This window comes from Ramlibacter algicola, assembly GCF_016641735.1.
Taxonomy (GTDB): domain Bacteria; phylum Pseudomonadota; class Gammaproteobacteria; order Burkholderiales; family Burkholderiaceae_C; genus Ramlibacter; species Ramlibacter algicola.
The window spans coordinates 1122226-1144239 of sequence record NZ_JAEDAO010000001.1 but is presented as its reverse complement, the minus strand read 5'-3'; the positions used below and the strand labels follow the sequence as shown (position 1 = coordinate 1144239).

The window sequence follows — 22014 nt, the reverse complement described above, 5'->3', positions numbered from 1 at the left end:
CCCCAATGACCGACCTGTCCGCCGAGTTCAAGGCGCTCGCCGAGTACCGTCCCACGCACAAGGTGCGCTTCGTCACCGCGGCGAGCCTGTTCGACGGCCACGACGCGGCCATCAATATCATGCGGCGCATCCTGCAGGGCATGGGCGCCGAGGTGATCCACCTCGGCCACAACCGCAGCGTCGACGAAGTCGTGACCGCCGCCCTGCAGGAAGACGTGCAGGGAATCGCCGTGAGCTCCTACCAGGGCGGCCACGTCGAGTACTTCAAGTACATGGTCGACCTGCTGCGCAAGCGCGGCGGCGAGCACATCCAGGTCTTCGGCGGCGGCGGCGGCGTGATCGTGCCGGCCGAAATCCGCGAGCTGCACGACTACGGCGTCACCCGCATCTACAGCCCCGAGGACGGCCAGCGCATGGGCCTGCAGGGAATGATCGGCGAGATGGTGATGCGCTGCGACAAGGACCTGAGCACGCTCGCGCCGAAGGACCCGGCCGCCATCGAAGGCCATGCCGACGCGAACTGGCGCGCCCTGTCCCAGCTGATCACGGCGCTGGAGAACGGCTCCGCGCCCGACGCGCTGGTGCGGCAGCTGCGCCAACGCGCGACCTCGCGCAAGGTGCCGGTGGTGGGCATCACGGGCACCGGCGGGGCCGGCAAGTCCTCGCTGACCGACGAACTGATCCGCCGCATCCGCCTGGACCAGGACGATCGCCTGCACGTGGCCGTGATCTCCATCGACCCGTCGCGCCGCAAGAGCGGCGGCGCGCTGCTGGGCGACCGCATCCGCATGAACGCCATCGGCCCCTGGCAGCAGGGCCCGCGCGTCTTCATGCGCTCGCTCGCGACGCGCGACTTCGGCAGCGAAATCTCGAAGGCGCTGCCGGACGTCATCGCCGCCTGCAAGGCCGCGGGCTTCGACCTGGTCGTCGTCGAGACGTCGGGCATCGGCCAGGGCGACGCCGCCATCGTGCCGCTCGTGGACGTGCCGATGTACGTCATGACGCCGGAGTTCGGTGCCGCCAGCCAGCTCGAGAAGATCGACATGCTCGACTTCGCCGAGTTCGTCGCGATCAACAAGTTCGACCGCAAGGGCGCCGCTGACGCGCTGCGCGACGTCGCCAAGCAGGTCCAGCGCAACCGCGAGGCGTTCGGCAAGCGGCCGGAGGAGATGCCGGTGTTCGGCACCATGGCCGCGCGCTTCAACGACGACGGTGTCACCGCCCTATACCAGGCGCTGAAGCCGCGCCTGCAGGCGCTCGGACTCGCCCTGGAAGGCGGCCGGCTGCCGGCGGCCAGCGTGCGCCACAGCACCAACCAGACGCCCGTCGTGCCGCCCGCGCGGGCGCGCTACCTGGCCGAGATCAGCGAAACGGTACGCGGCTACAAGAAGCGCGCCCGCGAGCAGGCGAAGCTGGCCCGCGAGATCCAGCAGCTGCAGGCCGCCGCGCGCATGCTCAAGATCGACAAGCCCGATCGCGCGCCGGCCGCCGAGGCCGCGCTCGACCTGGCCGGCAAGCGCAAGGCGCAGATGGACCGCGACGCGCTGCACCTGCTGCAGCAGTGGCCTGACATGCGCAAGGCGTACGCGGGCGACGAGTACGTCGTGAAGATCCGCGACAGGGAAATCCGCACCGCCCTCACGACCAAGACGCTCTCGGGCACCACGGTGCGCAAGGTGTCGCTGCCGCAGTACGAGGACCACGGCGAGATCCTGCAGTGGCTGATGCTGGAGAACGTGCCGGGCAGCTTCCCGTACACGGCCGGCGTGTTCGCCTTCAAGCGCGAGAACGAGGACCCCACCCGCATGTTCGCGGGCGAAGGCGATCCGTTCCGCACCAACCGCCGCTTCAAGCTGCTGTCCGAGGGCATGCCGGCCAAGCGGTTGTCGACGGCGTTCGACTCGGTCACGCTGTACGGCAACGAGCCGGACCTGCGCCCCGACATCTACGGCAAGGTCGGCAACTCCGGCGTGTCCATCGCGACGCTGGACGACATGAAGGTGCTGTACTCGGGCTTCGACCTGTGCAACCCGAGCACCTCGGTGTCGATGACGATCAACGGCCCGGCGCCGTCGATCCTGGCGATGTTCATGAACACCGCCATCGACCAGCAGCTGGAGAAGTTCAAGGCCGACAACGGCCGCGAGCCGACGCCCACCGAAGCCGCCAAGGTGCGCGAATGGGTGCTGGCCAACGTGCGCGGCACGGTGCAGGCGGACATCCTGAAGGAAGACCAGGGCCAGAACACCTGTATCTTCTCGACCGAGTTCTCGCTGAAGGTGATGGGCGACATCCAGGAGTACTTCGTCCACCACAACGTGCGCAACTTCTATTCGGTGTCGATCTCCGGGTACCACATCGCCGAGGCGGGGGCCAACCCGATCTCGCAGCTGGCGTTCACGCTGTCCAACGGGTTCACCTTCGTCGAGGCCTATCTCGCGCGCGGGATGCACATCGACGACTTCGCGCCCAACCTGTCGTTCTTCTTCTCCAACGGCATGGACCCGGAGTACACGGTGATGGGCCGGGTGGCGCGCCGCATCTGGGCGGTGGCGATGAAGGAGAAGTACGGCGCCAACGAGCGCAGCCAGAAGCTCAAGTACCACATCCAGACGTCCGGCCGCTCGCTGCACGCGCAGGAGATCCAGTTCAACGACATCCGCACGACGCTGCAGGCGCTGATCGCGATCTACGACAACTGCAACTCGCTGCACACCAACGCGTTCGACGAGGCGATCACGACGCCGACCGAGGACAGCGTGCGCCGTGCGATGGCCATCCAGCTCATCATCAACCGCGAGTGGGGCCTGGCGAAGAACGAGAATCCGAACCAGGGCGCCTTCATCATCGACGAGCTCACGGAACTGGTGGAAGAGGCGGTGCTGGCCGAGTTCGAGCGCATTTCCGAGCGCGGCGGTGTGCTCGGCGCCATGGAGACCGGCTACCAGCGCGGCCGCATCCAGGACGAGTCGATGGGCTACGAGATGCTCAAGCACACGGGCGAGCTGCCGATCATCGGCGTCAACACCTTCCGCAACCCGCACGGCGACCCGATCCCCGAGAAGCTCGAGCTGGCGCGCTCGACCGAGGAGGAGAAGCAGGGCCAGCTGCGCCGCCTGCAGGACTTCCACGCCAGCCATGCCGCCGAGGCACCGGCCATGCTGCAGCGCCTCAAGGACGCCGTCATCGAGAACCGCAACGTGTTCGACGTGCTGATGGACGCGGTGCGGGTGTGCTCGCTGGGCCAGATCACCAGCGCCCTGTTCGAGGTGGGCGGGCAGTACCGCCGCAATATGTGACGCGGCGCCGGGCAGCTCTGCCTGCCTGCCGTCAGCCCCCGGACAGCCACGCGCCGGGGCGCGCGGGGATCGCCACGCAGAACTACCTAGGGGGTTCCCCCGTTCCGCAGTGCAGCACGGGTTCCTAGGATCGCGGGTTCCGGCGTGCCCGAGCGCATGCCAAGAAGGAGTGCGCGCGCCTTGTCCGCTGAGATCATCCTCGAGACCCGTGGACTCACGAAGGAGTTCAAGGGCTTCGTCGCCGTCAACAACGTCGACCTCACGGTGCGGCGTGGCGACATCCATGCGCTGATCGGCCCCAACGGGGCCGGCAAGACGACCTTCTTCAACCTGCTGACCAAGTTCCTGCCGCCCACCCGCGGCACGATCACCTACCAGGGCCAGGACATCACGAACGAGAAGCCGGCGCAGACCGCGCGCCGCGGCATCGTGCGCTCGTTCCAGATCTCGGCCGTGTTCCCGCACATGACGGTGCTGGAGAACGTCCGCGCCGCCCTGCAGCGCAACCTGGGCACGTCGTTCCACTTCTGGAAGCCGGAAAAGTCGCTGTTCCACCTGCACGACCGTGCGATGCAGCTGCTGCGCGACGTCGACCTGCAGGACTTCGCGCAGGAACTGACCGTCAACCTGCCCTACGGCCGCAAGCGCGCGCTCGAGCTGGCGACCACCATGGCGCTGGAGCCGGACCTGATGCTGCTGGACGAGCCCACGCAGGGCATGGGGCACGAGGACGTGCACCGCGTCACCGAGCTGATCAAGAAGGTGTCGGCCGGCCGCACCATCCTGATGGTCGAGCACAACATGAACGTCGTCTCGTCCATCGCCGACCGCATCACCGTGCTCCAGCGCGGTGCGGTGATCGCCGACGGCCCGTATTCGGAAGTCTCGAAGAACCCCCAGGTGATCGAAGCCTACATGGGTGCCACGGACGCCGAATTGCAGGGCGCCCACTGATCATGGCTACCAACGAAACCCTGCGCATCGAGAACCTCAACGCCTGGTACGGCGAGTCGCACGTGCTGCACGGCGTCAACATGCACGTGGGCGAAGGCGAAGTGGTCGCGCTGCTGGGCCGCAATGGCGCCGGCCGCACCACCACCATGCGCGCCATCGTCGGCCTGACCGGCAAGCGCACCGGATCGATCCGCATCGCCGGCAAGGAAGCCATCTCGCTGGCGGCGCACAAGGTGGCTCGCCTCGGCGTGGGCTACTGCCCCGAGGAACGCGGCATCTTCGCCAGCCTGTCGGCCGAAGAGAACCTGATGCTGCCGCCCAGCGTGGCCGCCGGCGGCATGGGCATCGACGAGATCTACGGCATGTTCCCCAACCTCAAGGAACGCGCCTCCAGCCCCGGCACCCGGCTGTCCGGCGGCGAGCAGCAGATGCTGGCCGTGGCGCGCATCCTGCGCACCGGCGCGCGGCTGCTGCTGCTGGACGAGATCTCGGAAGGCCTCGCCCCCGTCATCGTGCAGAAGCTCGCGGAGATGATCCGCACGCTCAAGGCCAAGGGCTACACGATCGTGCTCGTCGAGCAGAACTTCCGGTTCGCCGCGCCGCTGGCCGACCGCTTCTACGTGATGGAGCACGGCAAGATTGTGCGCGAATTCGCCCAACACCAGCTGCAGGACAACATGTCCATGCTGCAGGAGTACCTCGGCGTCTAGGCGGCGCCGGATTTTTTCCACCAAGGAGACGTTCATGAAGATCAAGACGCTAGTCGCTGCGATGGCCCTGGGCCTGGGCAGCTATGCCGCCACGGCGCAGAACAACGCGGGTCCCGTCCGCATCGGCTTCATCACCGACATGTCCAGCCTGTACGCCGACATCGACGGCCCCGCGGGCGCCGAGATGGTCAAGTGGGCGGTGCAGGACTTCGGCGGCAAGGTGCTGAACCGCCCGATCGAGGTGCTGACGGCCGACCACCAGAACAAGGCCGACGTCGCCGCATCCAAGGCGCGCGAGTGGATCGACAGCCAGAACCTGGCCATGCTGATCGGCGGCACCAGCTCGGGCACCAACCTGGCGATGGCCGGCGTCACCAAGGAGAAGAAGCGTCCCTTCATCTCCATCGGTGCCGGCTCCGCGCGCCTGACCAACGAGGACTGCTCGCCCTACACCATCCACTACGCCTACGACACCGTCGCGCTGGCGAAGGTGGGCGGCAGCGCCCTGGTCAAGGCCGGCGCCAAGAAGTGGTACTTCCTGACCGCCGACTACGCCTTCGGCCACTCGCTGGAAGCGGACGCCACCAACGTGGTCAAGGCCAACGGCGGCACGGTCGTCGGCTCGGTCAAGCACCCGCTGAACGCCTCGGACTTCTCGTCCTTCCTGCTGCAGGCGCAAGGCTCCAAGGCCGACATCCTGGCCATGGCCAACGCCGGCGGCGACTTCGTCAACGCGATGAAGGCCGCCAAGGAGTTCGGCATCACCAAGCAGATGAAGGTGGCCGGCCTCCTGGTGTTCATCAACGACGTGCACTCCGTGGGCGTCAAGAACGCCGAGGGCCTGCAGGTCGCCGACAGCTGGTACTGGAACCAGGACGACGAGTCGCGCAAGTTCGCCAAGCGCTTCTTCGACAAGTTCAAGCGCATGCCGTCCAGCCTGCAGGCTGCCGACTACTCGGCGACCATGAACTACCTGAAGGCAGTGCAGAAGGTCGGCACCACGGACGCCGACAAGGTGAACGGCGAACTGCGTTCGATGAAGTACAACGACTTCTATCACAAGAACGCGACGGTTCGCGCCGACGGCCGGATGATGCACGACATGTACCTGTTCCAGGTCAAGGCGGCCAAGGACTCCAACACCCCTTGGGACTACTACAAGCTCGTGGCCAAGGTGCCCGGCGACCAGGCGTTCACGACGCCCGCCGAGTCCAAGTGCACGCTGCTGAAGAAGTGATCCAGGCGCGAGCCTGAAACCGCGGTGGGCGGCATCCCCGCCCACCGCACGAGCAACACACGCCCCCAATGGAAATCTTCGGCATTCCCCACCAGGCCTTCCTCGGCCAGCTGATGCTGGGCCTGGTCAACGGCGCCTTCTACGCGATGCTCAGCCTCGGGCTGGCGGTCATCTTCGGCCTGCTGGACATCGTGAACTTCGCGCACGGGGCGCTGTACATGGTCGGGGCCTTCGCGGCCTGGATCATGCTTGACAGCTGGGGCGTCAATTACTGGTGGGCGCTGCTGCTGGCGCCCCTGCTCGTCGGCGTGCTCGGCGTGATCGTCGAGCGCCTGTTCCTCAAGCGGCTGTACGGGCTGGACCCGTTGTACGGCCTGCTGCTGACCTTCGGCCTGTCCCTCATCCTCGAGGGCGTGTTCCGCCGCCAGTACGGCGTGTCCGGCCAGTCCTATGCGGTGCCCGAGCTGCTGGAGGGCGCCACCAATCTCGGCTTCATGATCCTCCCGAACTACCGGGCCTGGGTCATCTTCGCCTCCATCGCCATCTGCCTGGTGACGTGGTACGTCATCGAGCGCACGCGGCTGGGCGCCTACCTGCGCGCCGGCACCGAGAACGCCAAGCTCGTGCAGGCATTCGGGGTCAACGTGCCGCTGATGGTGAGCCTCACCTATGGCGCTGGGGCCGCCCTCGCCGGCCTAGCTGGCGTGCTCGCCGCGCCCGTGATCCAGGTGACGCCGCTCATGGGCTCCAACCTGATCATCGTGGTGTTCGCGGTGGTCGTGATCGGCGGCATGGGCTCCATCCTGGGCTCGGTCATCACCGGCCTGGGCCTGGGCGTCGTCGAGGGCTTCACCCGCGTCTTCTATCCGGAAGCGTCCAACATCGTCGTCTTCGTCATCATGGCGATCGTCCTCATGCTGCGGCCGGCCGGCCTGTTCGGCAAGGAAGCCTGAATGTCCACGCCTTCCAACGTTTCACCCGTCGGCGACCTCGCCGCCGACACGCCCACCGCCGCGGCCGATGTGCACGGCGGCGGCATGGGCAAGGCCGTGCGCCTGACCTACCTGGCGCTGCTGGTGCTGGCGCTCGTCGCGCCGATGATCGGGCTGTACCCGGTCTTCGTGATGAAGCTGCTTTGCTTCGCGCTGTTCGCCTGCGCGTTCAACCTGCTGCTCGGGTTCACCGGGCTGCTGTCGTTCGGCCATGCCGCGTTCTTCGGCTTCGCCGCGTACGTCACGGGCTGGTTCGTGAAGGCGCAGGGCTGGACCCCCGAACTCGGCGTACTGGCCGGCGTCGTCGCCGCGGGCCTGCTGGGCCTCGTCTTCGGCCTGGTGGCCATCCGCCGGCAGGGCATCTACTTCGCCATGATCACGCTGGCGCTGTCGCAGATGGTCTTCTTCCTCTGCCTGCAGGCCCCGTTCACGGGCGGCGAGGACGGCCTCCAGGGCGTGTTCCGCGGCAAGCTGTTCGGCCTCTTCCCGCTGGTCGACGATACGGTCATGTACTACATCGTGCTGGCGGTGTTCCTGGCCTGCTTCCTGGGCATCTTGCGCATCGTCACCTCGCCGTTCGGCCAGGTGCTCAAGATGATCCGCGAGAACGAGCCGCGCGCCATCTCGCTGGGCTACCAGGTCGACCGCTACAAGCTGCTCGCCTTCGTGCTGTCCTCGTCGCTGGCCGGCCTGGCCGGCTCGATGAAGACGCTGGTGATGAAGTTCGCCACGCTGTCCGACGTGCACTGGTCCATGTCCGGCGAGGTCATCCTGATGTCGCTGCTGGGCGGCGTCGGCACCTTCTTCGGCCCGGTGCTCGGGGCCGGCATCGTCATCGGCCTGCAGGACACGCTGGCCGACAAGGTCGGCGAGTGGGTGACGGTCATCATCGGCGTCATCTTCGTGCTGTGCGTGCTCGCGTTCCGCAAGGGCATCGTGGGCGAGCTGCTCGCCTGGCGCGAGCGCCGTCGCGCCCGCAAGTCCTGAAGAGCCTGTCGTCCAGGTGATTGGCAGGCGGCCGGCCCTGGCCTACGCTGCCGCCATCCACCCTGGAGACAGCGCATGCAAGACCTCTTTTCCCTCGCGGGCCGCGTGGCCCTGGTCACCGGCGGTTCGCGCGGCATCGGCCGCATGATCGCCACCGGCTTCCTGCAGCACGGCGCGAAACGCGTCTACATCACCGCCCGCAAGGCCGAGGCCTGCGAACAGACCGCGCGCGAGCTGTCGTCGCTGGGCGAGTGCATCCCGCTGCCGGCGGACGTGTCGACGGTTGAAGCCTGCCAGGCGCTGGCCGCCGAGGTCGGCCGGCGCGAGCAGGCGCTCGACATCCTGGTGAACAACGCCGGCGCCGCGTGGGGCGAGCCGTTCGACACCTTCCCCGAAAAGGGCTGGGACAAGGTCGTCGACCTGAACATGAAGACGCCCTTCTTCCTCACCCAGGCGCTGCACGCGCAGCTCAAGGCCGGGGCCAGCGCGCAGCGGCCCGCCAAGGTGATCAACATCGCGTCGATCGACGGCATCTCGGTCAACCCGTGGGAGACCTACTCGTACGCGGCGAGCAAGGCGGGCCTGATCCACCTGACCAAGCGCATGGCGCTGCGCCTGGCGCAGGACCACATCGTGGCCAGCGGCATCGCGCCCGGGCCGTTCGCGTCCGAGATGAACAAGCAGGCGCGCGACCACGCCGACGAAGTGAGCCAGCGCGTGCCGGCCGGGCGCATCGGCACCGACGAGGACATGGCGGGCGCCGCGATCTTCCTGGCGGCGCGCTCGGGCGATTACGTCGTCGGCGAGACGCTCGTGGTCGACGGCGGCGTCAGCTTCGCCCGCGGCTGACCGACGCGCCGCATCGGCGGCGCGCCTGGCTCAGAGGGTCCAGTTCTGCGGGCCGCGCGAGGCCACCTTCGCGGCCCCGACCTTGTTGCCCAGCTCGGCGCAGCGCACCAGGTCCCAGCCCTGCTCCAGCCCGTGCAGCAGCGCGCCGCGCCAGGCGTCGCCGCAGCCGGTGGGATCGACGACGGCCGCGGCCTTGACGCCCGCGACGTGCGTCATCTGCCCGCCCACCCAGACCTCGCAACCTTCGGCGCCCAGCGTCACGACGACGCCGCCGCGCACCTGGCGCGAAATGTCCGCCGCCGAGAGGCCCGTGCGCTCGGACAGCATCTTGCCTTCGTAGTCGTTGACCGTGACCCAGGTCGCCTGCGAGATGAAGGCGCGCAGTTCCTCGCCGTTGAACATCGGCAGGCCCTGGCCCGGGTCGAACACGAACGGGATGCCGGCGGCCTGGAACTGGTGCGCGTGCTGCACCATCGCGTCACGGCCGTCGGGCGAGACGATGCCGATGCGGATGTCGGGACGCGCAGTGACCTTCGTGACGTGCGCCTGCATCATCGCGCCGGGGTGGAAGGCGGTGATCTGGTTGTTGTCCAGGTCCGTCATGATCATCGCCTGCGCGGTGTACGTGCCTTCGACCTGCCGCACGAACTCTGTGCTGATGCCCAGCGTCTCGAGACGCTGCAGGTACTCGCCCCCATCGCTGCCCAGCGTCGCCATCGGCAGGGGCTCGCCGCCGAGTTGCCTGAGCGCGTACGCGATGTTGCCGGCGCAGCCGCCGAAGTCGCGGCGCAGGGCGGGCACGAGGAACGAGACGTTCAGGATGTGTAACTGGTCCGGCAGGATCTGCTGCGCGAAACGTCCCTCGAAAGTCATGATGGTGTCGAACGCGAGCGATCCGCAGATGACGGCTGCCATGGGGGTCCTGTTGGATTGAAAGTCAGGGATAGAAGGCGAGCAGGCGGTAGCCGGCGATGCGGTTGCCGCCCGCCGGTGGCGTGACCGCCAGCGTGAGCGAGGTGGACCAGTCGGCCGACGGCCCCAGCGTGTCGGCGGCGGCGCCCAGCTCGCGCGCCGTGAGCACGCGCCGCAGCACGGGCTGGTCCTGCCCGTCGGTCAGCGTGAGTTCCACCGCCGGCACGGCGACGGGTTGCGTGGACTGGTTCTTCAGCGTCACGCTCAGGCGGTAGATGTCCTGGCGCACGCGCGAGAAGGCGCTGTTGTCGATCACGAGGGCGTCGATGCGGTGCGGCGGCCCGAGCTTGCAGTGCGCGACCTCGCACAGGCGCTCCAGCCACGGCTTCCATTCGGGGTGCTGCACGGCCAGGCGATCGCGGTCGTGCACGGCGACTTGCGCGGCCAGCAAGGCTGCGAGGCCGATGGCCAGCAGCAGCAGCGCCACGCGCACCAGCGGCCGTTTCCAGAACAGCTGGCGGCGCGCCTGCTCCACGAAGCCGACGCCGTCCAGTTCAGGATCGTCCAGCCGCGGTGGCTCCTCGTCGTCATCCTCCTCGACGAAGGGACGCGAAGCGCGCGCTTCGGACAGGACGGAATCGACTTGCGCCGCATAGGCCGGTTCGTGCTCGAGGCCGGCGGGACGCGTCGCGTCGGCCGGGGATTGCGAGGGGCGGAAGGCGGGCGAAGCTTGCTCGCTGTCGTCGTCGGCCGCGGCGGGCGGATGCGCACTCGTGGCGAAAGCAGGCGGCAGCGATGCCGCGAAGTCGTCGGCGGGCGGGGGCGCGCCAGGAGCTTGCTGCGCGCCGGCGTCCGCGATCGAATCGCCAGCCTCGTTGGCGGCGGCCGGTCCGGGCAACGCCTGGGGTTCCGTGTCCGTCGCCAAGGGCGCAGAGTCGTCCTCGGTCGCGGCCTGCAGGTGCGTGGTGGCGTCGAAGACTTCCGAGCAGTGGCCGCACCGCACCCAGCCGTCCGAAATCTTCAGCTGGTCGGGCACCACCCTGAACAGGGTGCCGCAGGCCGGGCACCCGGTGATCATGCTCATGGGTCCGGGATTGTAGAAGGCCGCCGGCGCCAGCCTCCTAGCGTGATCCCGTCATCAGGATCCAGCCGTCCTCGCTGTCTGACACTTCGAGCCGGAGGTACGGCGCATACGCGGCCTTCAGTTCGTCGGCCTGGCGCTCGAGGATGCCGGCCAGCACCAGCGAGCCAGCCGGCTTCACGTGCCCGCACAGCAGCGGTGCGAGCATCTTGAGCGGCGTGGCCAGGATGTTGGCCAGCACCGTGTCGTACTCGCCCTGCGCCAGCTCGGGCAGGCCGACGCGCAACGTGACGCCGTTGGCTTGCGCATTGTCCTGCGTCGCGCGCACCGCCGCTTCGTCGATGTCGACCGCGTCGACCACGGCGGCGCCGAACTTCGCCGCGCCGATCGCGAGGATGCCGGAGCCGCAGCCGTAATCGAGCACGCGCTGGCCGGCCAGCGAGCGCCTGGCGGTCCAGCGCAGGCACATGCGGGTGGTCGGGTGCGTGCCGGTTCCGAACGCCAGGCCGGGATCGAGCCGGATCACTTCGCGCGCAGCGGCGGGCGGCTCGTGCCACGTGGGCACGATCCAGAACTCGGGCGTGATCTCGACCGGCGCGAACTGCGATTGCGTCAGGCGCACCCAGTCCTGGTCGGGCACCTGCTCGATGCCGAGGACCCGGCCGCCTTCGAAGAAGTCCTGCGCGATGAGCAGGCGCGCGGCGTCTTCGGCCTGCGCCTGCCGCGCGAACAGCGCGAGCACGCGCGAGCGCTGCCAGCCTTCCTTGGGCGGCGGCATGCCGGGCTCGCCGAACAGCGCCTGCTCGGCCTCGGTGTGCGCGTCCGCGTCCTCGACGGAGACGCTGAGCGCGTCCAGCGCTTCGAGCGCGTCGCCGACCGCCTCGACCTGGTCCTCGCCGCAGAGGAGGCGCAGCTCGAACATCGGGGGCCTAGCGCTTGCGCTGCGACATCCACTGCTCGAGGTAGTGGATGTTGGTGCCGCCGTCGCAGAACTTGGCGTCCACCATCAGCTCGCGGTGCAGCGGGATGTTGGTGTGGATGCCTTCGACGACGGTCTCGAGCAGCGCGGTGCGCATGCGCGCCAGCGCCTCTTCGCGCGTGTCCCCGTGCACGATGATCTTGCCGATCATCGAGTCGTAGTTGGGCGGCACGAAGTAGTTGTTGTAGACGTGCGAGTCGACGCGCACGCCGGGGCCGCCGGGCGGGTGCCAGAGCGTGATGCGGCCGGGCGACGGCACGAACGTGTACGCGTTCTCGGCGTTGATGCGGCACTCGATGGCGTGGCCGCGGATCTGGATGTCGCGCTGCGTGAACGGCAGCTTCTCGCCGGCGGCCACCAGGATCTGCTGCTTGACGATGTCGACGCCCGTGATCAGCTCGGTGACCGGGTGCTCGACCTGCACGCGCGTGTTCATCTCGATGAAATAGAACTCGCCGTTCTCGTACAGGAACTCGAACGTGCCCGCGCCGCGGTAGCCGATCTTCTTGCAGGCCGCCGCGCAGCGCTCGCCGATCTTGTCGATCAATTTGCGCGGGATGCCCGGCGCCGGGCCTTCCTCGATGATCTTCTGGTGGCGCCGCTGCATCGAGCAGTCGCGCTCGCCCAGGTACACGGCATTGCGGTGCTTGTCGGCCAGCACCTGGATCTCGATGTGCCGCGGGTTCTGGAGGAATTTCTCCATGTACACCGCCGGATTGCCGAACGCCGCACCGGCCTCGGCCTTCGTCATCTGCACCGCGTTGACCAGGGCGGCCTCGGTGTGCACGACGCGCATGCCGCGGCCGCCGCCGCCGCCGGCCGCCTTGATGATCACGGGGTAGCCGACTGCCCGCGCGGTGCGCCGGATCAGTGCGGGGTCATCCGGCAGTTCACCTTCGGAGCCGGGCACGCAGGGCACGCCGGCCTTGATCATGGCCTGCTTGGCCGAGACCTTGTCGCCCATGATCCGGATCGAATCGGGCGTCGGGCCGATGAACTGGAAGCCGCTCTTCTCGACCCGCTCGGCGAAGTCCGCGTTCTCGGACAGGAAGCCGTAGCCGGGGTGGATGGCCTCGGCGTCGGTCACTTCGGCCGCCGAGATGATGGCCGGCATGTTGAGGTAGCTCTGGGGCGACGGCGCCGGGCCGATGCACACCGCTTCCTCGGCGAGCTTGACGTACTTGGCTTCGCGGTCGGCCTCGGAATAGACCATCACCGCCTTGATGCCCAGCTCGCGGCAGGCCCGCTGGATCCGCAGGGCGATTTCACCGCGGTTCGCGATCAGGATCTTCTTGAACATGCGTTCGGTCAGTGGGCGTTCACTCGATGATGAACAGCGGCTGGCCGTATTCCACTGCCTGACCGTTCTCGCACAGGATCTGGGTGACCGTGCCGCCCTTGTCGGCTTCGATCTCGTTGAGGATCTTCATCGCCTCGATGATGCAGACCGTGTCGCCGGCCTTCACCTGGGTGCCGATCTCCACGAACGACTTTGCGCCCGGGCTGGACGCACGGTAGAACGTGCCCACCATCGGCGACTTGACGGCATGGCCGGCCGGCACTTCCGCGACGGGTGCCGGCGCGGCGACGGAAGCAGCGGCGGCAACGGGTGCGGCCGCCGGGGCGAGGGCCGGTGCGGCGACCGAGCCGGCCTGCTGCACGACGGCGCCGCCGCCCTTGACGATCCGGACCTTGCCTTCCGCTTCGGTGATTTCGAGTTCGGAGACGTTCGATTCCGACACCAGGTCGATCAACGTCTTGAGTTTGCGCAAGTCCATGGAGACTCCAGCGTCCTGTGACAAAGTTCGCGAATGTACCGCAAAAAGAAGCCAACTCAGCTTTTCTTTCGCGATCTCCAGCGAATGCCGCGGAGCGCGGGAGAGTGTGGCAAAGGCGCGGGGCGCCTCAGGCGGCGCCGGCCCAGGCCTGCAGGTCGGACGCGGACAACCGTCCCATTCTACGCTCGCGCACGTTGCCGCCCGCGTCCAGGACGACCGTGAACGGAAGGCCGCCCGCGCTGTTGCCCAGCGATTTGGCCAGCTCGGTGCCTTCCAGCCCGGCCAGGCCGATCGGGTAGCGCACCGGCGTGCGGGCCAGGAACTGCCGCACCGCGCTTGGTTGGTCGATCGCCAAGCCCAGCACTTGCCAGCCGTTGGCGGCATGTTCACCGGCGAAGCGGTCCAGAAGTGGCATCTCCTCCACGCACGGCGGGCACCACGTGGCCCAGAAGTTGACCAGCAGGCGCTTGCCGCGCAGGGACTCCATCGTCACGGTGCCACCGGTCGGAGTCGCGAAGGACGCCTGCCACAAGGCCTGCACCGCGGCCGGCGAGGACCCGGCTGGACGCAGCGTCCACCACGCCGCGCCGGCGCCCGCGAGCGCCGCCACCGCGCCGACGCCAACCGTCAATGCCGCGCGCCGCTTGCCGGGGTCCTTCGGTGCTTCGACGTCAGTCATCCCCGCCCTCCGCCAGCAGCGCGGCGACGGACGCCCGGTCGCCGCGTGGGGAGCGGCCCTTCGCATCGGGCTTGAGCGCGCCGCGCAGGTCGTCGTGGTCGTGGATCAGGAGGTGCACCCCCACATCTTCGCCCAGCCCGGGGCAGCGGCTGGAAATGCTCAGGGCTTCGACCGGCTGGCCGTTGAAGCCGGTCACCGTGCGCGGCTCGTAGTCGACAGCGTGGTCGATGAGCGCGATCTCGGCGGACTTGGGGTCGTCGCAGAACAGCTGCAGGTAGATATCGGACAGGCGCGTCGCGGTGCCGTGCCACACGGCCCCGGCCAGGTGCGGCCTGAACTCGGCGAGCCGGTCCATCCAGGTCAGGGCCAGTTCGCGCAGCGCGCGCAGTTCGCCCGGCTGCGTGTCGGCGCAGAACAGGTCGATGTACTCGCGCACGGCGTCCTCGACCGCGTCGTTGTCGGGCAGCGCCGCGCGCGTGGGCAAGCCCAGTTGCTTGACCGCGCGGCGCTTGGCCGGCCCGTACTCGAGGCCTTCCTCCACCACCATCCGCGCGGCTGTCGCCGCGATCTCTGCCTGCACTGCTTCCATCGCGCGGGCATTGTGCCCCCCGGCGTCGTTCGCAGGCGTCGGACCGCGTGGGTGCCCGCAAAGTGCCACGGATAATCGACCGATGCACATCCACATCCTGGGCATCTGCGGCACGTTCATGGGCGGTGTCGCGGCCCTGGCCCGCGAAGCCGGGCACAAGGTGACCGGCTGCGACGCCGGCGTCTACCCGCCGATGAGCGACCAGCTGCGCGAGCTCGGCATCGAACTGGTGGAGGGCTACGGCGCCGACCAGATGGCGTTCAACCCCGACGTCTGGGTGATCGGCAACGTGGTTTCGCGGGCCCGGCAGCCCGATGGCCGCCCGCGGTATCCGCTGATGGAAGCCATCCTCGAAAGCGGCGCGCGCTACACCAGCGGTCCGCAATGGCTGGCCGAGCACGTGCTGCAGGGCCGCCACGTGCTGGCGGTCGCCGGCACCCACGGCAAGACCACCACCACGTCGATGCTCACCTGGGTGCTCGAGCAGGCCGGCCTGCAGCCGGGCTTCCTGGTCGGTGGCGTGCCGCTGAACTTCGGCCGCTCCGCGCGCCTGGGCAGCGGGAAGTGTTTCGTCATCGAGGCCGACGAGTACGACACCGCGTTCTTCGACAAGCGCAGCAAGTTCGTGCACTACCGCCCGCGCACCGCGGTCCTGAACAACCTCGAGTTCGACCACGCGGACATCTTCGACGACCTGGCCGCCATCGAGCGCCAGTTCCACCACCTCGTGCGCACCGTGCCTGCGAGCGGCCGCGTCGTGGTCAACGGCGTCGAGGAGAGCCTGGACCGCGTGCTGCACCAGGGCTGCTGGAGCGAGGTGCGCAGCTTCGGCGCCGCCGTCAGCGACTTCACCGCCGAGGGCGATCCAAGCACGTTCGACGTGCTGCAGCGTGGCGAACGCGTCGGCCGCGTGGCCTGGGACCTGAGCGGCACGCACAACCAGCTCAATGCCCTGGCTGCAATCGCGGCCGCGGATCACGTCGGCGTGTCGCCCGCGAAAGCCGCCGAAGCGCTCGGCTCGTTCCAGAACGTGCGGCGCCGCATGGAGCTGCGCGGCGAGTCCGGCGGCGTGAAGGTCTACGACGATTTCGCGCACCACCCCACCGCGATCCGCACCACGCTCGATGGTTTGCGACGCAAGCTGGGCACCGGCGGCGGCCGCATCCTCGCGGTGTTCGAGCCGCGCAGCAACACGATGAAGCTTGGCGCGATGAAGGCGCAGCTGCCCTGGAGCCTGGAGCAGGCCGAACTGTCCTTCTGCCACTCCGGCGGCCTGGGCTGGGACGCCCGCGAAGCGCTCGCGCCGCTGGGCGACAAGGCGCAGGTCGGCGACACCATCGACGAGGTCGTGCGCCAGGTCGTTGCCGCCGCGCGCACCGGCGATCACGTCGTCTGCATGAGCAACGGCGGCTTCGGCGGCATCCACGAGCGGTTGCTCGAGGCGCTGGCAAAGCGCTAACGACCGTCGTCCGCGAAGGCGGGGACCCATTCCCGACCTTCGTCATTCCGGCGAACGCCGGAATCCATGCTCGTACCTGCACCGTGCCTGCTCGCGCGAGCCGGCGAGCGCATCAGGCGGCGCCTGCCGGGTCCTCATGCTCCGTCTCTCCGTTGCGCGGCCTCTCGCTGGCGCGAGCGCCTCTGCGAACAGTCGCGCTGTGCTTGGCGGGCGCGGGGCCGCGCGGTCCGAACTCGCTGTGCGCTGACGCGCACTGCTCAAACAGGGCCCGCGAGTCAGTAGGCAGCTAAAGAGGTTTGCTCCCGCTGGTCGCGCCCAGGCCCCGCGCCCGCGCGCATCACTCGACCATCGAAAATCGGACCCGGCAGGCACCGCCTGACGCGCTCGCCGGATCGCGCTTCGCTCGCGCCCTCTTCCACCACGCTCCGCGACGGGCGCCGTGGAGGACATTCGTCCAACGGAGTGCACCTCGGCGCGAGCCCGGAACCAGTGGCGCGTATGCAGAGATGGATTCCGGCTTTCGCCGGAATGACATAGCGGGCTACACCCCGAAGTACCACCGCACCGAGTGGAAGAACACCGGCGCGGCGAAACACAGCGCGTCGACCCGATCGAGCAGGCCGTTGGCGCCGGTCACCGACGCACGGTGCCCCCACGCGGGCACGCCGCGATCGCGCTTGAGGGCCTTCATCACCAGGTGGCCAAGCGAACCGGCGGCGCAGGCGATGAACGCCATCGCCACGGCCTGCCCCGGCGCGAACGGCGTGATGAAGGTGAGCGCGCCGCCGGCCATGCTGCCCACCGCCATGCCCAGGAGCCAGCTGGTCCAGTGGAAGCTGCGGCTGACGGTCGGGATGCTCGGCGGCCGTTGCGAGCGGCGCGCCAGCAGGTGCTGCACGACCATGCAGGTCTGCACGACGAACACGACGAAGAACACCAGGAACGCGCCCTTGCCGACGTAGTTGCGCTGCGGGAAGTCCAGCAGCAGCAGCGCCGGCACGTGGCTCATGCCGTAGACGCACACCACGATGCCCCACTGCAGCTTGGCGTTGCGCTCCAGAAAGCGCTGCGTGTCACCACCCAACGCGCTCACCAGCGGGATGGCGAGGAACACGTAGACGGGGATGAAGACGGTGAAGAGGTCGAAGTGGCGCGTGGCCGCCAGCCAGAACTGCACCGGCAGCACGACGAAGAACGCCAGCACCAGGCTGCGGTGGTCGCCGCGCCGCGTGGGTGACAGCGTGATGAACTCGCGCAGCGCGAAGAAGGCGATCGCGGCGAACAGCAGCGTGGCGACGACGTGTCCAGCGGCCCAGCCGATCCAGAAGATCACCACCATCACCCACGAGGTGCCCAGCAGTCGGCGGAAGTCCGCGAGCTCCTCGTGCCACTTCGGATCTTTCGCGCGTCCCTCGGTGCGGAACGTCATCAGGAACGCGCCGACGCTGATCACCACCAGCAGGCCGAACACGATGAAGAACAGCGCCGCGACCTGCTCGGTGGGGGTGAGGGTGCGCAGGAAATGGTAGAAGTCGCGCAGCATCAGGCGTCCCGCAGCGCGACGACCGCGGCCCTCGCGCGGTCGAGAAAAGCGCGGCGCTCCTCGCCGGGTTCCAGCTTCACCGGCGCGCCGAACGTCACCGAACAGAGGATCGGCACCGGCACCACCTCGCCCTTGGGCATCACGCGCTGGATGTTGTCGATCCACGCCGGCACGAGAACGACGTCGGGAAAGCGAAGAGCCAGGTTGTAGAGGCCGGCCTTGAACGGCTGCGGCTCCTCGGCGTGGCCGCGCGTGCCTTCGGGGAACAGGATGATCGAGTCGCCGTTCTCCAGCGCCTGCACCAGCGGCTCCAGCGGATCCTGCTCGCCGGTGCGCGCGCGGTCGACGTAGACGGCGTTGAACACGGCCGTCGTGATCCACTGCCGCAGCCGCGACTTGGTCCAGTAGTCCCTGGCGGCGATCGGCCGCGTGATGGAACGCAGTTCCTGCGGCAGCGCCGCCCAGATCATCACCAGGTCTGCGTGGCTCTGGTGGTTGGCGAAATAGATGCGCTGCTCCGCCTTGGGCGGGCATCCGTACCAGCGGGCCTGGGCGCCCGTGAGCACGCGCACCAGCCCCAGCAGGAACAGGCTCATGGCCTTCGCGAGCATGGCGGCGATGATAAGCGGGCACGGATGAGGCACATCTGCTTGCGCGTGATGCGCCGTGCCACCCACCGGCTGCCGCCGCCTCCCTATGCTGGACCGATGCGCCTCCTGCTCTTGCTCATCCTCGCCGTCCTCGCGGCGAGTGCCCGCGCCGACGAAGCCTTCGACGCCGTGCTGCAAGCCCGGCGCCAATGCGCTGCCTCCGCCCCACCCTTGCAGCGCAATGCGCAGCTCGACGACGCCGCACGGCGACTCGCCGACGGTACGCGGCTTCCCGACGCCCTGAAGGCCAGCGGCTACCGCGCGCTGCGCAGCTTCGAGTGGCAGTTGTCCGGCTACCCGAACGCGCAGGCCGTCGCACGCGAACTCGGCAGCCGGCATTGCAGCCAGCTCGGCACGCAAGGCCTGGCGGAAGCAGGCGTGCACCGCGCCGGCAAATCATGGTGGGTGATCGCCGCGGTGCCCTTCGCACCGCCGGCAGCCGCGCAATCCGGCGACGTCGCCGGGCGGGTGCTGGCGCTCGTGAACCAGGCACGCACCCAATCGCGCCGTTGCGGCAGCCGCTCGTTCGGGCCCGCCAATGCCTTGCGGCTCGACCCGGCGCTGGGGCGCGCGGCGCTCGTGCATGCCCAGGCGATGGCGCAAGGCAATTTCCTCGCGCACGAGGGCCGCGACGGCAGCACGCCGGCCGAACGCGCGACGAAGGCGGGCTACGACTGGCGCAGCGTCGGCGAGAACGTCGCGTCGGGGCAGACGACCCCCGAGCGCGTGGTGCAGGACTGGCTGGAGAGCCCCGAGCACTGCGCCAACATCATGGACCCGGGCTACATGCACATGGGCGTGGCGTTCGCCGTCGACCGCGGCAGCGAAGGCGGCATCTACTGGGCGCAGGAATTCGGCCGCCCCTGGTCCGCCTCAAGGTAGGTCGGCGTGGCGCATGCGGCCGGCGATCACGCCGGCGCGATGGGCGACGTAGCCCGAGTTCGGCCGCTTCTCGAAGTAGCGCGGTCGCGGCAGCATCACGGCGAGCCGCGCAGCTTCGTACGGCGTCAGCTGGCTGGCGTGCTTGCGCCAGTAGTGCTGCGCGGCAGCCTCGGCACCGAAGACACCCTCACCCCATTCGACGTTGTTCAGGTAGATCTCGAGGATGCGCTGCTTGGTCAGCAAGGCTTCGAGCGCGTACGCGAGCACGAACTCCTGCCCCTTGCGCAGCAACGTGCGCTCGCCCGACAGCAGCAGGTTCTTGGCGAGCTGCTGCGTGATGGTGGAGCCGCCGACGATCTTGGGCGCGCGCGCAGGCCGCAGTTGCGACTGGATCGCGCCCGCGCGCGAGCCGCGGCGCGCGGCCTGCTCCTGCGCCTTCTGGTTCTTCTCCCAGGCCTTCTCCAGCGCTTCCCAGTCGACGCCGTCGTGGTTGACGAAGTCGTCGTCCTCGGACGCGATCACCGCGCGCTTGAGGTGGTCGGAGATGCGCTCGTACGGCACCCACTCCTGCCGCCAGGGCAGGCGGCCTTTCTCGGTCGCGATGCGGAACGCTTCGGAGCGCTGGAACGTGGTCGATTGCGGATCGACCACGACCGCCAGCGCAATGCGCGCGACGAAGAACAGTTGCAGGCCGATGCCCGCCAGCACCACCAGCAGCAGCCAGCGCCAGAGGCCCTTCACGCCGCACCCTCCGCGGCCAGCAGCGCGCGCAATTCAGCGAGAACGGGCCCCGCCGGCGGCCGCACGCCGCGCCAGAGGAAGAACGATTCCGCAGCCTGCTCCACCAGCATGCCCAGCCCGTCGCGACCGATCGCCCCGTGCGCTTGCGCCCAGGCGAGGAAGGGCGCTGCCGCCGCCCCGTACATCATGTCGTAGGCCAGCTTGCCGCTGCGAAGCGCGTCGGCAGGCACCGGGATCGCACCGCCCGCGAGGCTGGCGGCCGTCGCATTCACGACGATGTCGAACGCGGTGCCGGGCCGGTCCAGCGGCACGACCTGCAGGCGCACGCCGCAGCGCGTCGCGAGCGCCGCGTGCTGAGCGCGCAGGGCTTCCGCCTTGTCGCGCGTGCGGTTCGCGACGACGACTTCGGCAGGCCGCTGCTCGAGCAGCGGGCCCAGCACGCCGGCCGCCGCGCCACCCGCGCCGACCAGCAGCACGCGCTGGCCCGCGATCGCGACGCCCGCCTGCTGCACGATGTCGCACACGAGTCCGACGCCGTCGGTGTTGTCGCCGATCACGCGCGCGCCATCGAAGCGCAACGTGTTGCAGGCGCCCGCCAGTTGCGCGCGCGGCGACAGCTCGTCGGCGAGCCGGGCCGCTTCGAACTTGAACGGCAGCGTGACGTTGCAGCCGCGGCCGCCCGCGTCGCGGAACGCGCCCACCGTGGCGGCGAAGCCATCGAGCGGGGCGGGCAAGCGTTCGTAGGTGATCGCCTGGCCCGTGAGCTCGGCGAAGCGCGCGTGGATCCAGGGCGAGCGGCTGTGGGCGACCGGCTGGCCCACGACGGCGTAGCGCTCGGCGGTCATCGGCTCGTGAGCTTGGTCTCGAGCGTCTCGTCGCGGGTGAACTTGAAGCGCGAGACGACCACGATCTGGTCGGCGCGGCGGCGCATGGCGTCGTTGAAGCGGCCGAACGGGCCGGCGGCCTTGGCGATGGTCTGCGCGCGGCGGTCCAGCGTCATGTTGCCGGAGCTCTCGACGATCTCCGTGTCGAGCACGCGGCCGTCGTAGTTGACGGTGACGATCATCGTCAGCTCGCCATACAGCTTGCGCCCGGCCATTTCCGGGAAGTTCTGCGTGCCGCGATCCTCGATGCGCCGGCGCAGCGCGTCGTAGTAGACGGCGTACACCTCCTCGCGCGTGGCGGGGCTGATGTAGCGCTTCTTCGGGCGCGCGTTCTCTTCGTTGATGCGGCGCTCGATCTCGGCCAGCAGCTTCACCAGCTGGCGGCGGCGCTCCTCGCGCTGCTGCGAAGCAGGGCTGCTGCTCGGCTGCGAAGGGTCCGGGGGCGGCATCGCGGCCAGCATCTGCCGGACCTGCGCCAGCATGAGCATCTGCTGCTCCTGCATGGATTCAATGCGCTTCTGCGAGTCCTCGACATCCTCGCCGACCGCGCTCAGCGCGGAAGGCGGCAGCGGGGAGGTGGCACGCTTGCGATCGGCGGCTTCCCCCCCGCCGGCCAGCGAGGCCTGGGCGATGGCCTGCGCCTTGTCCGCCTTCTCGTTGCTGCGCGCGTTGACCAGCACGACTTCCAGCGGCGTGTCCTGGAACACGCGATTGAAGCCCTCGGGGTCGACGATGCGGACGGCCAGCAGGCCCGCATGGACCGCGACCGAGGCGCCGATGGCGATCTGCAGGGTGCTGAACTGCTTCAG

Annotated in this window: 21 protein-coding genes; 9 read left to right on the top strand and 12 right to left on the bottom strand. The window is 68.9% G+C overall.

The features are described 5' to 3' along the window. Positions 1-5 precede the first annotated feature (5 nt). The 7 genes from icmF to I8E28_RS05555 all read left to right on the top strand — a co-directional run bounded on the left by icmF (position 6) and on the right by I8E28_RS05555 (position 9028). Positions 6-3299, top strand: coding sequence for a fused isobutyryl-CoA mutase/GTPase IcmF (gene icmF, locus I8E28_RS05585; protein ID WP_200787011.1), 3294 nt, complete (start codon positions 6-8; stop codon positions 3297-3299). 180 nt (positions 3300-3479) lie between these two features. After that, positions 3480-4253, top strand: coding sequence for an ABC transporter ATP-binding protein (locus I8E28_RS05580; protein WP_200787010.1), 774 nt, complete (start codon positions 3480-3482; stop codon positions 4251-4253). Between the two features lie 2 nt (positions 4254-4255). Next, complete coding sequence (locus I8E28_RS05575; RefSeq protein ID WP_200787009.1) at positions 4256-4963, top strand: ABC transporter ATP-binding protein; 708 nt, start codon at positions 4256-4258, stop codon at positions 4961-4963. Between the two features lie 34 nt (positions 4964-4997). Further along, positions 4998-6200: an ABC transporter substrate-binding protein gene (locus tag I8E28_RS05570; protein ID WP_200787008.1), complete on the top strand. Its 1203-nt coding sequence runs from the start codon at positions 4998-5000 to the stop codon at positions 6198-6200. A gap of 68 nt (positions 6201-6268) precedes the next feature. After that, positions 6269-7153: a branched-chain amino acid ABC transporter permease gene (locus tag I8E28_RS05565; protein WP_200787007.1), complete on the top strand. Its 885-nt coding sequence runs from the start codon at positions 6269-6271 to the stop codon at positions 7151-7153. An 84-nt stretch (positions 7154-7237) separates the two neighbouring features. Then, positions 7238-8179 carry a branched-chain amino acid ABC transporter permease gene (locus tag I8E28_RS05560; protein ID WP_200790307.1) on the top strand — a complete coding sequence of 314 codons (942 nt, stop codon included), beginning with the start codon at positions 7238-7240 and terminating at the stop codon, positions 8177-8179. A 75-nt stretch (positions 8180-8254) separates the two neighbouring features. Beyond that, entirely contained in the window at positions 8255-9028 is a 774-nt protein-coding gene (locus I8E28_RS05555) for an SDR family oxidoreductase (protein WP_200787006.1), read from the top strand. Positions 9029-9058: 30 nt separating this feature from the next. Here I8E28_RS05555 and I8E28_RS05550 read toward each other — a convergent pair whose 3' ends face one another. The 7 genes from I8E28_RS05550 to I8E28_RS05520 all read right to left on the bottom strand — a co-directional run bounded on the left by I8E28_RS05550 (position 9059) and on the right by I8E28_RS05520 (position 15046). Further along, positions 9059-9943 carry a carbohydrate kinase family protein gene (locus I8E28_RS05550; protein WP_200787005.1) on the bottom strand — a complete coding sequence of 295 codons (885 nt, stop codon included), beginning with the start codon at positions 9941-9943 and terminating at the stop codon, positions 9059-9061. A gap of 22 nt (positions 9944-9965) precedes the next feature. Then, positions 9966-11024, bottom strand: a complete 1059-nt coding sequence (locus I8E28_RS05545; protein WP_200787004.1) for a DUF3426 domain-containing protein — start codon at positions 11022-11024, stop codon at positions 9966-9968. 37 nt (positions 11025-11061) lie between these two features. Continuing rightward, positions 11062-11943, bottom strand: coding sequence for a 50S ribosomal protein L11 methyltransferase (gene prmA / locus I8E28_RS05540; protein WP_200787003.1), 882 nt, complete (start codon positions 11941-11943; stop codon positions 11062-11064). 7 nt (positions 11944-11950) lie between these two features. Further along, positions 11951-13300: an acetyl-CoA carboxylase biotin carboxylase subunit gene (gene accC, locus I8E28_RS05535; protein ID WP_200787002.1), complete on the bottom strand. Its 1350-nt coding sequence runs from the start codon at positions 13298-13300 to the stop codon at positions 11951-11953. A gap of 19 nt (positions 13301-13319) precedes the next feature. Then, positions 13320-13778 (bottom strand): acetyl-CoA carboxylase biotin carboxyl carrier protein, encoded by a 459-nt coding sequence (gene accB, locus I8E28_RS05530; protein WP_200787001.1) that lies wholly within the window; start codon positions 13776-13778, stop codon positions 13320-13322. Positions 13779-13905: 127 nt separating this feature from the next. Then, positions 13906-14457 (bottom strand): TlpA family protein disulfide reductase, encoded by a 552-nt coding sequence (locus I8E28_RS05525; protein WP_200787000.1) that lies wholly within the window; start codon positions 14455-14457, stop codon positions 13906-13908. Then, on the bottom strand, positions 14450-15046 hold the full coding sequence (locus I8E28_RS05520; RefSeq protein WP_200786999.1) for a hypothetical protein: 597 nt from the start codon (positions 15044-15046) through the stop codon (positions 14450-14452). The genes I8E28_RS05525 and I8E28_RS05520 overlap by 8 nt, the downstream gene beginning before the upstream one ends. Before the next feature lie 82 nt (positions 15047-15128). On the opposite strand from I8E28_RS05520, the gene mpl reads away from it, so the two are divergent. Further along, positions 15129-16505 (top strand): UDP-N-acetylmuramate:L-alanyl-gamma-D-glutamyl-meso-diaminopimelate ligase, encoded by a 1377-nt coding sequence (gene mpl, locus I8E28_RS05515; RefSeq protein ID WP_200786998.1) that lies wholly within the window; start codon positions 15129-15131, stop codon positions 16503-16505. A gap of 541 nt (positions 16506-17046) precedes the next feature. On the opposite strand, the gene I8E28_RS05510 is transcribed toward mpl, so the two are convergent. Both I8E28_RS05510 and I8E28_RS05505 read right to left on the bottom strand, forming a co-directional pair. Next, entirely contained in the window at positions 17047-18048 is a 1002-nt protein-coding gene (locus tag I8E28_RS05510; protein WP_200786997.1) for a phosphatidate cytidylyltransferase, read from the bottom strand. Next, the gene (locus tag I8E28_RS05505) at positions 18048-18659 is read right to left on the bottom strand and encodes a lysophospholipid acyltransferase family protein (RefSeq protein WP_200786996.1); all 612 of its coding nucleotides are present in this window, start codon (positions 18657-18659) and stop codon (positions 18048-18050) included. The genes I8E28_RS05510 and I8E28_RS05505 overlap by 1 nt, the downstream gene beginning before the upstream one ends. A 96-nt stretch (positions 18660-18755) precedes the next feature. Between I8E28_RS05505 and I8E28_RS05500 the strand changes: the two genes are divergently transcribed. Continuing rightward, positions 18756-19580: a CAP domain-containing protein gene (locus I8E28_RS05500; protein WP_200786995.1), complete on the top strand. Its 825-nt coding sequence runs from the start codon at positions 18756-18758 to the stop codon at positions 19578-19580. Here the strand turns inward: I8E28_RS05500 and I8E28_RS05495 are convergent. The 3 genes from I8E28_RS05495 to I8E28_RS05485 are packed head-to-tail and all read right to left on the bottom strand — an operon-like array spanning position 19572 to position 22014. Beyond that, a complete protein-coding gene (locus tag I8E28_RS05495) occupies positions 19572-20321 on the bottom strand; it encodes a transglycosylase domain-containing protein (protein ID WP_200786994.1) in 750 nt (249 codons plus the stop codon). The genes I8E28_RS05500 and I8E28_RS05495 overlap by 9 nt on opposite strands. Then, a complete protein-coding gene (gene aroE, locus I8E28_RS05490) occupies positions 20318-21166 on the bottom strand; it encodes a shikimate dehydrogenase (protein WP_200786993.1) in 849 nt (282 codons plus the stop codon). Before aroE ends, I8E28_RS05495 begins: the two co-directional genes overlap by 4 nt. Further along, the gene (locus I8E28_RS05485) at positions 21163-22014 is read right to left on the bottom strand and encodes an energy transducer TonB (protein ID WP_200790306.1); all 852 of its coding nucleotides are present in this window, start codon (positions 22012-22014) and stop codon (positions 21163-21165) included. The genes aroE and I8E28_RS05485 overlap by 4 nt, the downstream gene beginning before the upstream one ends.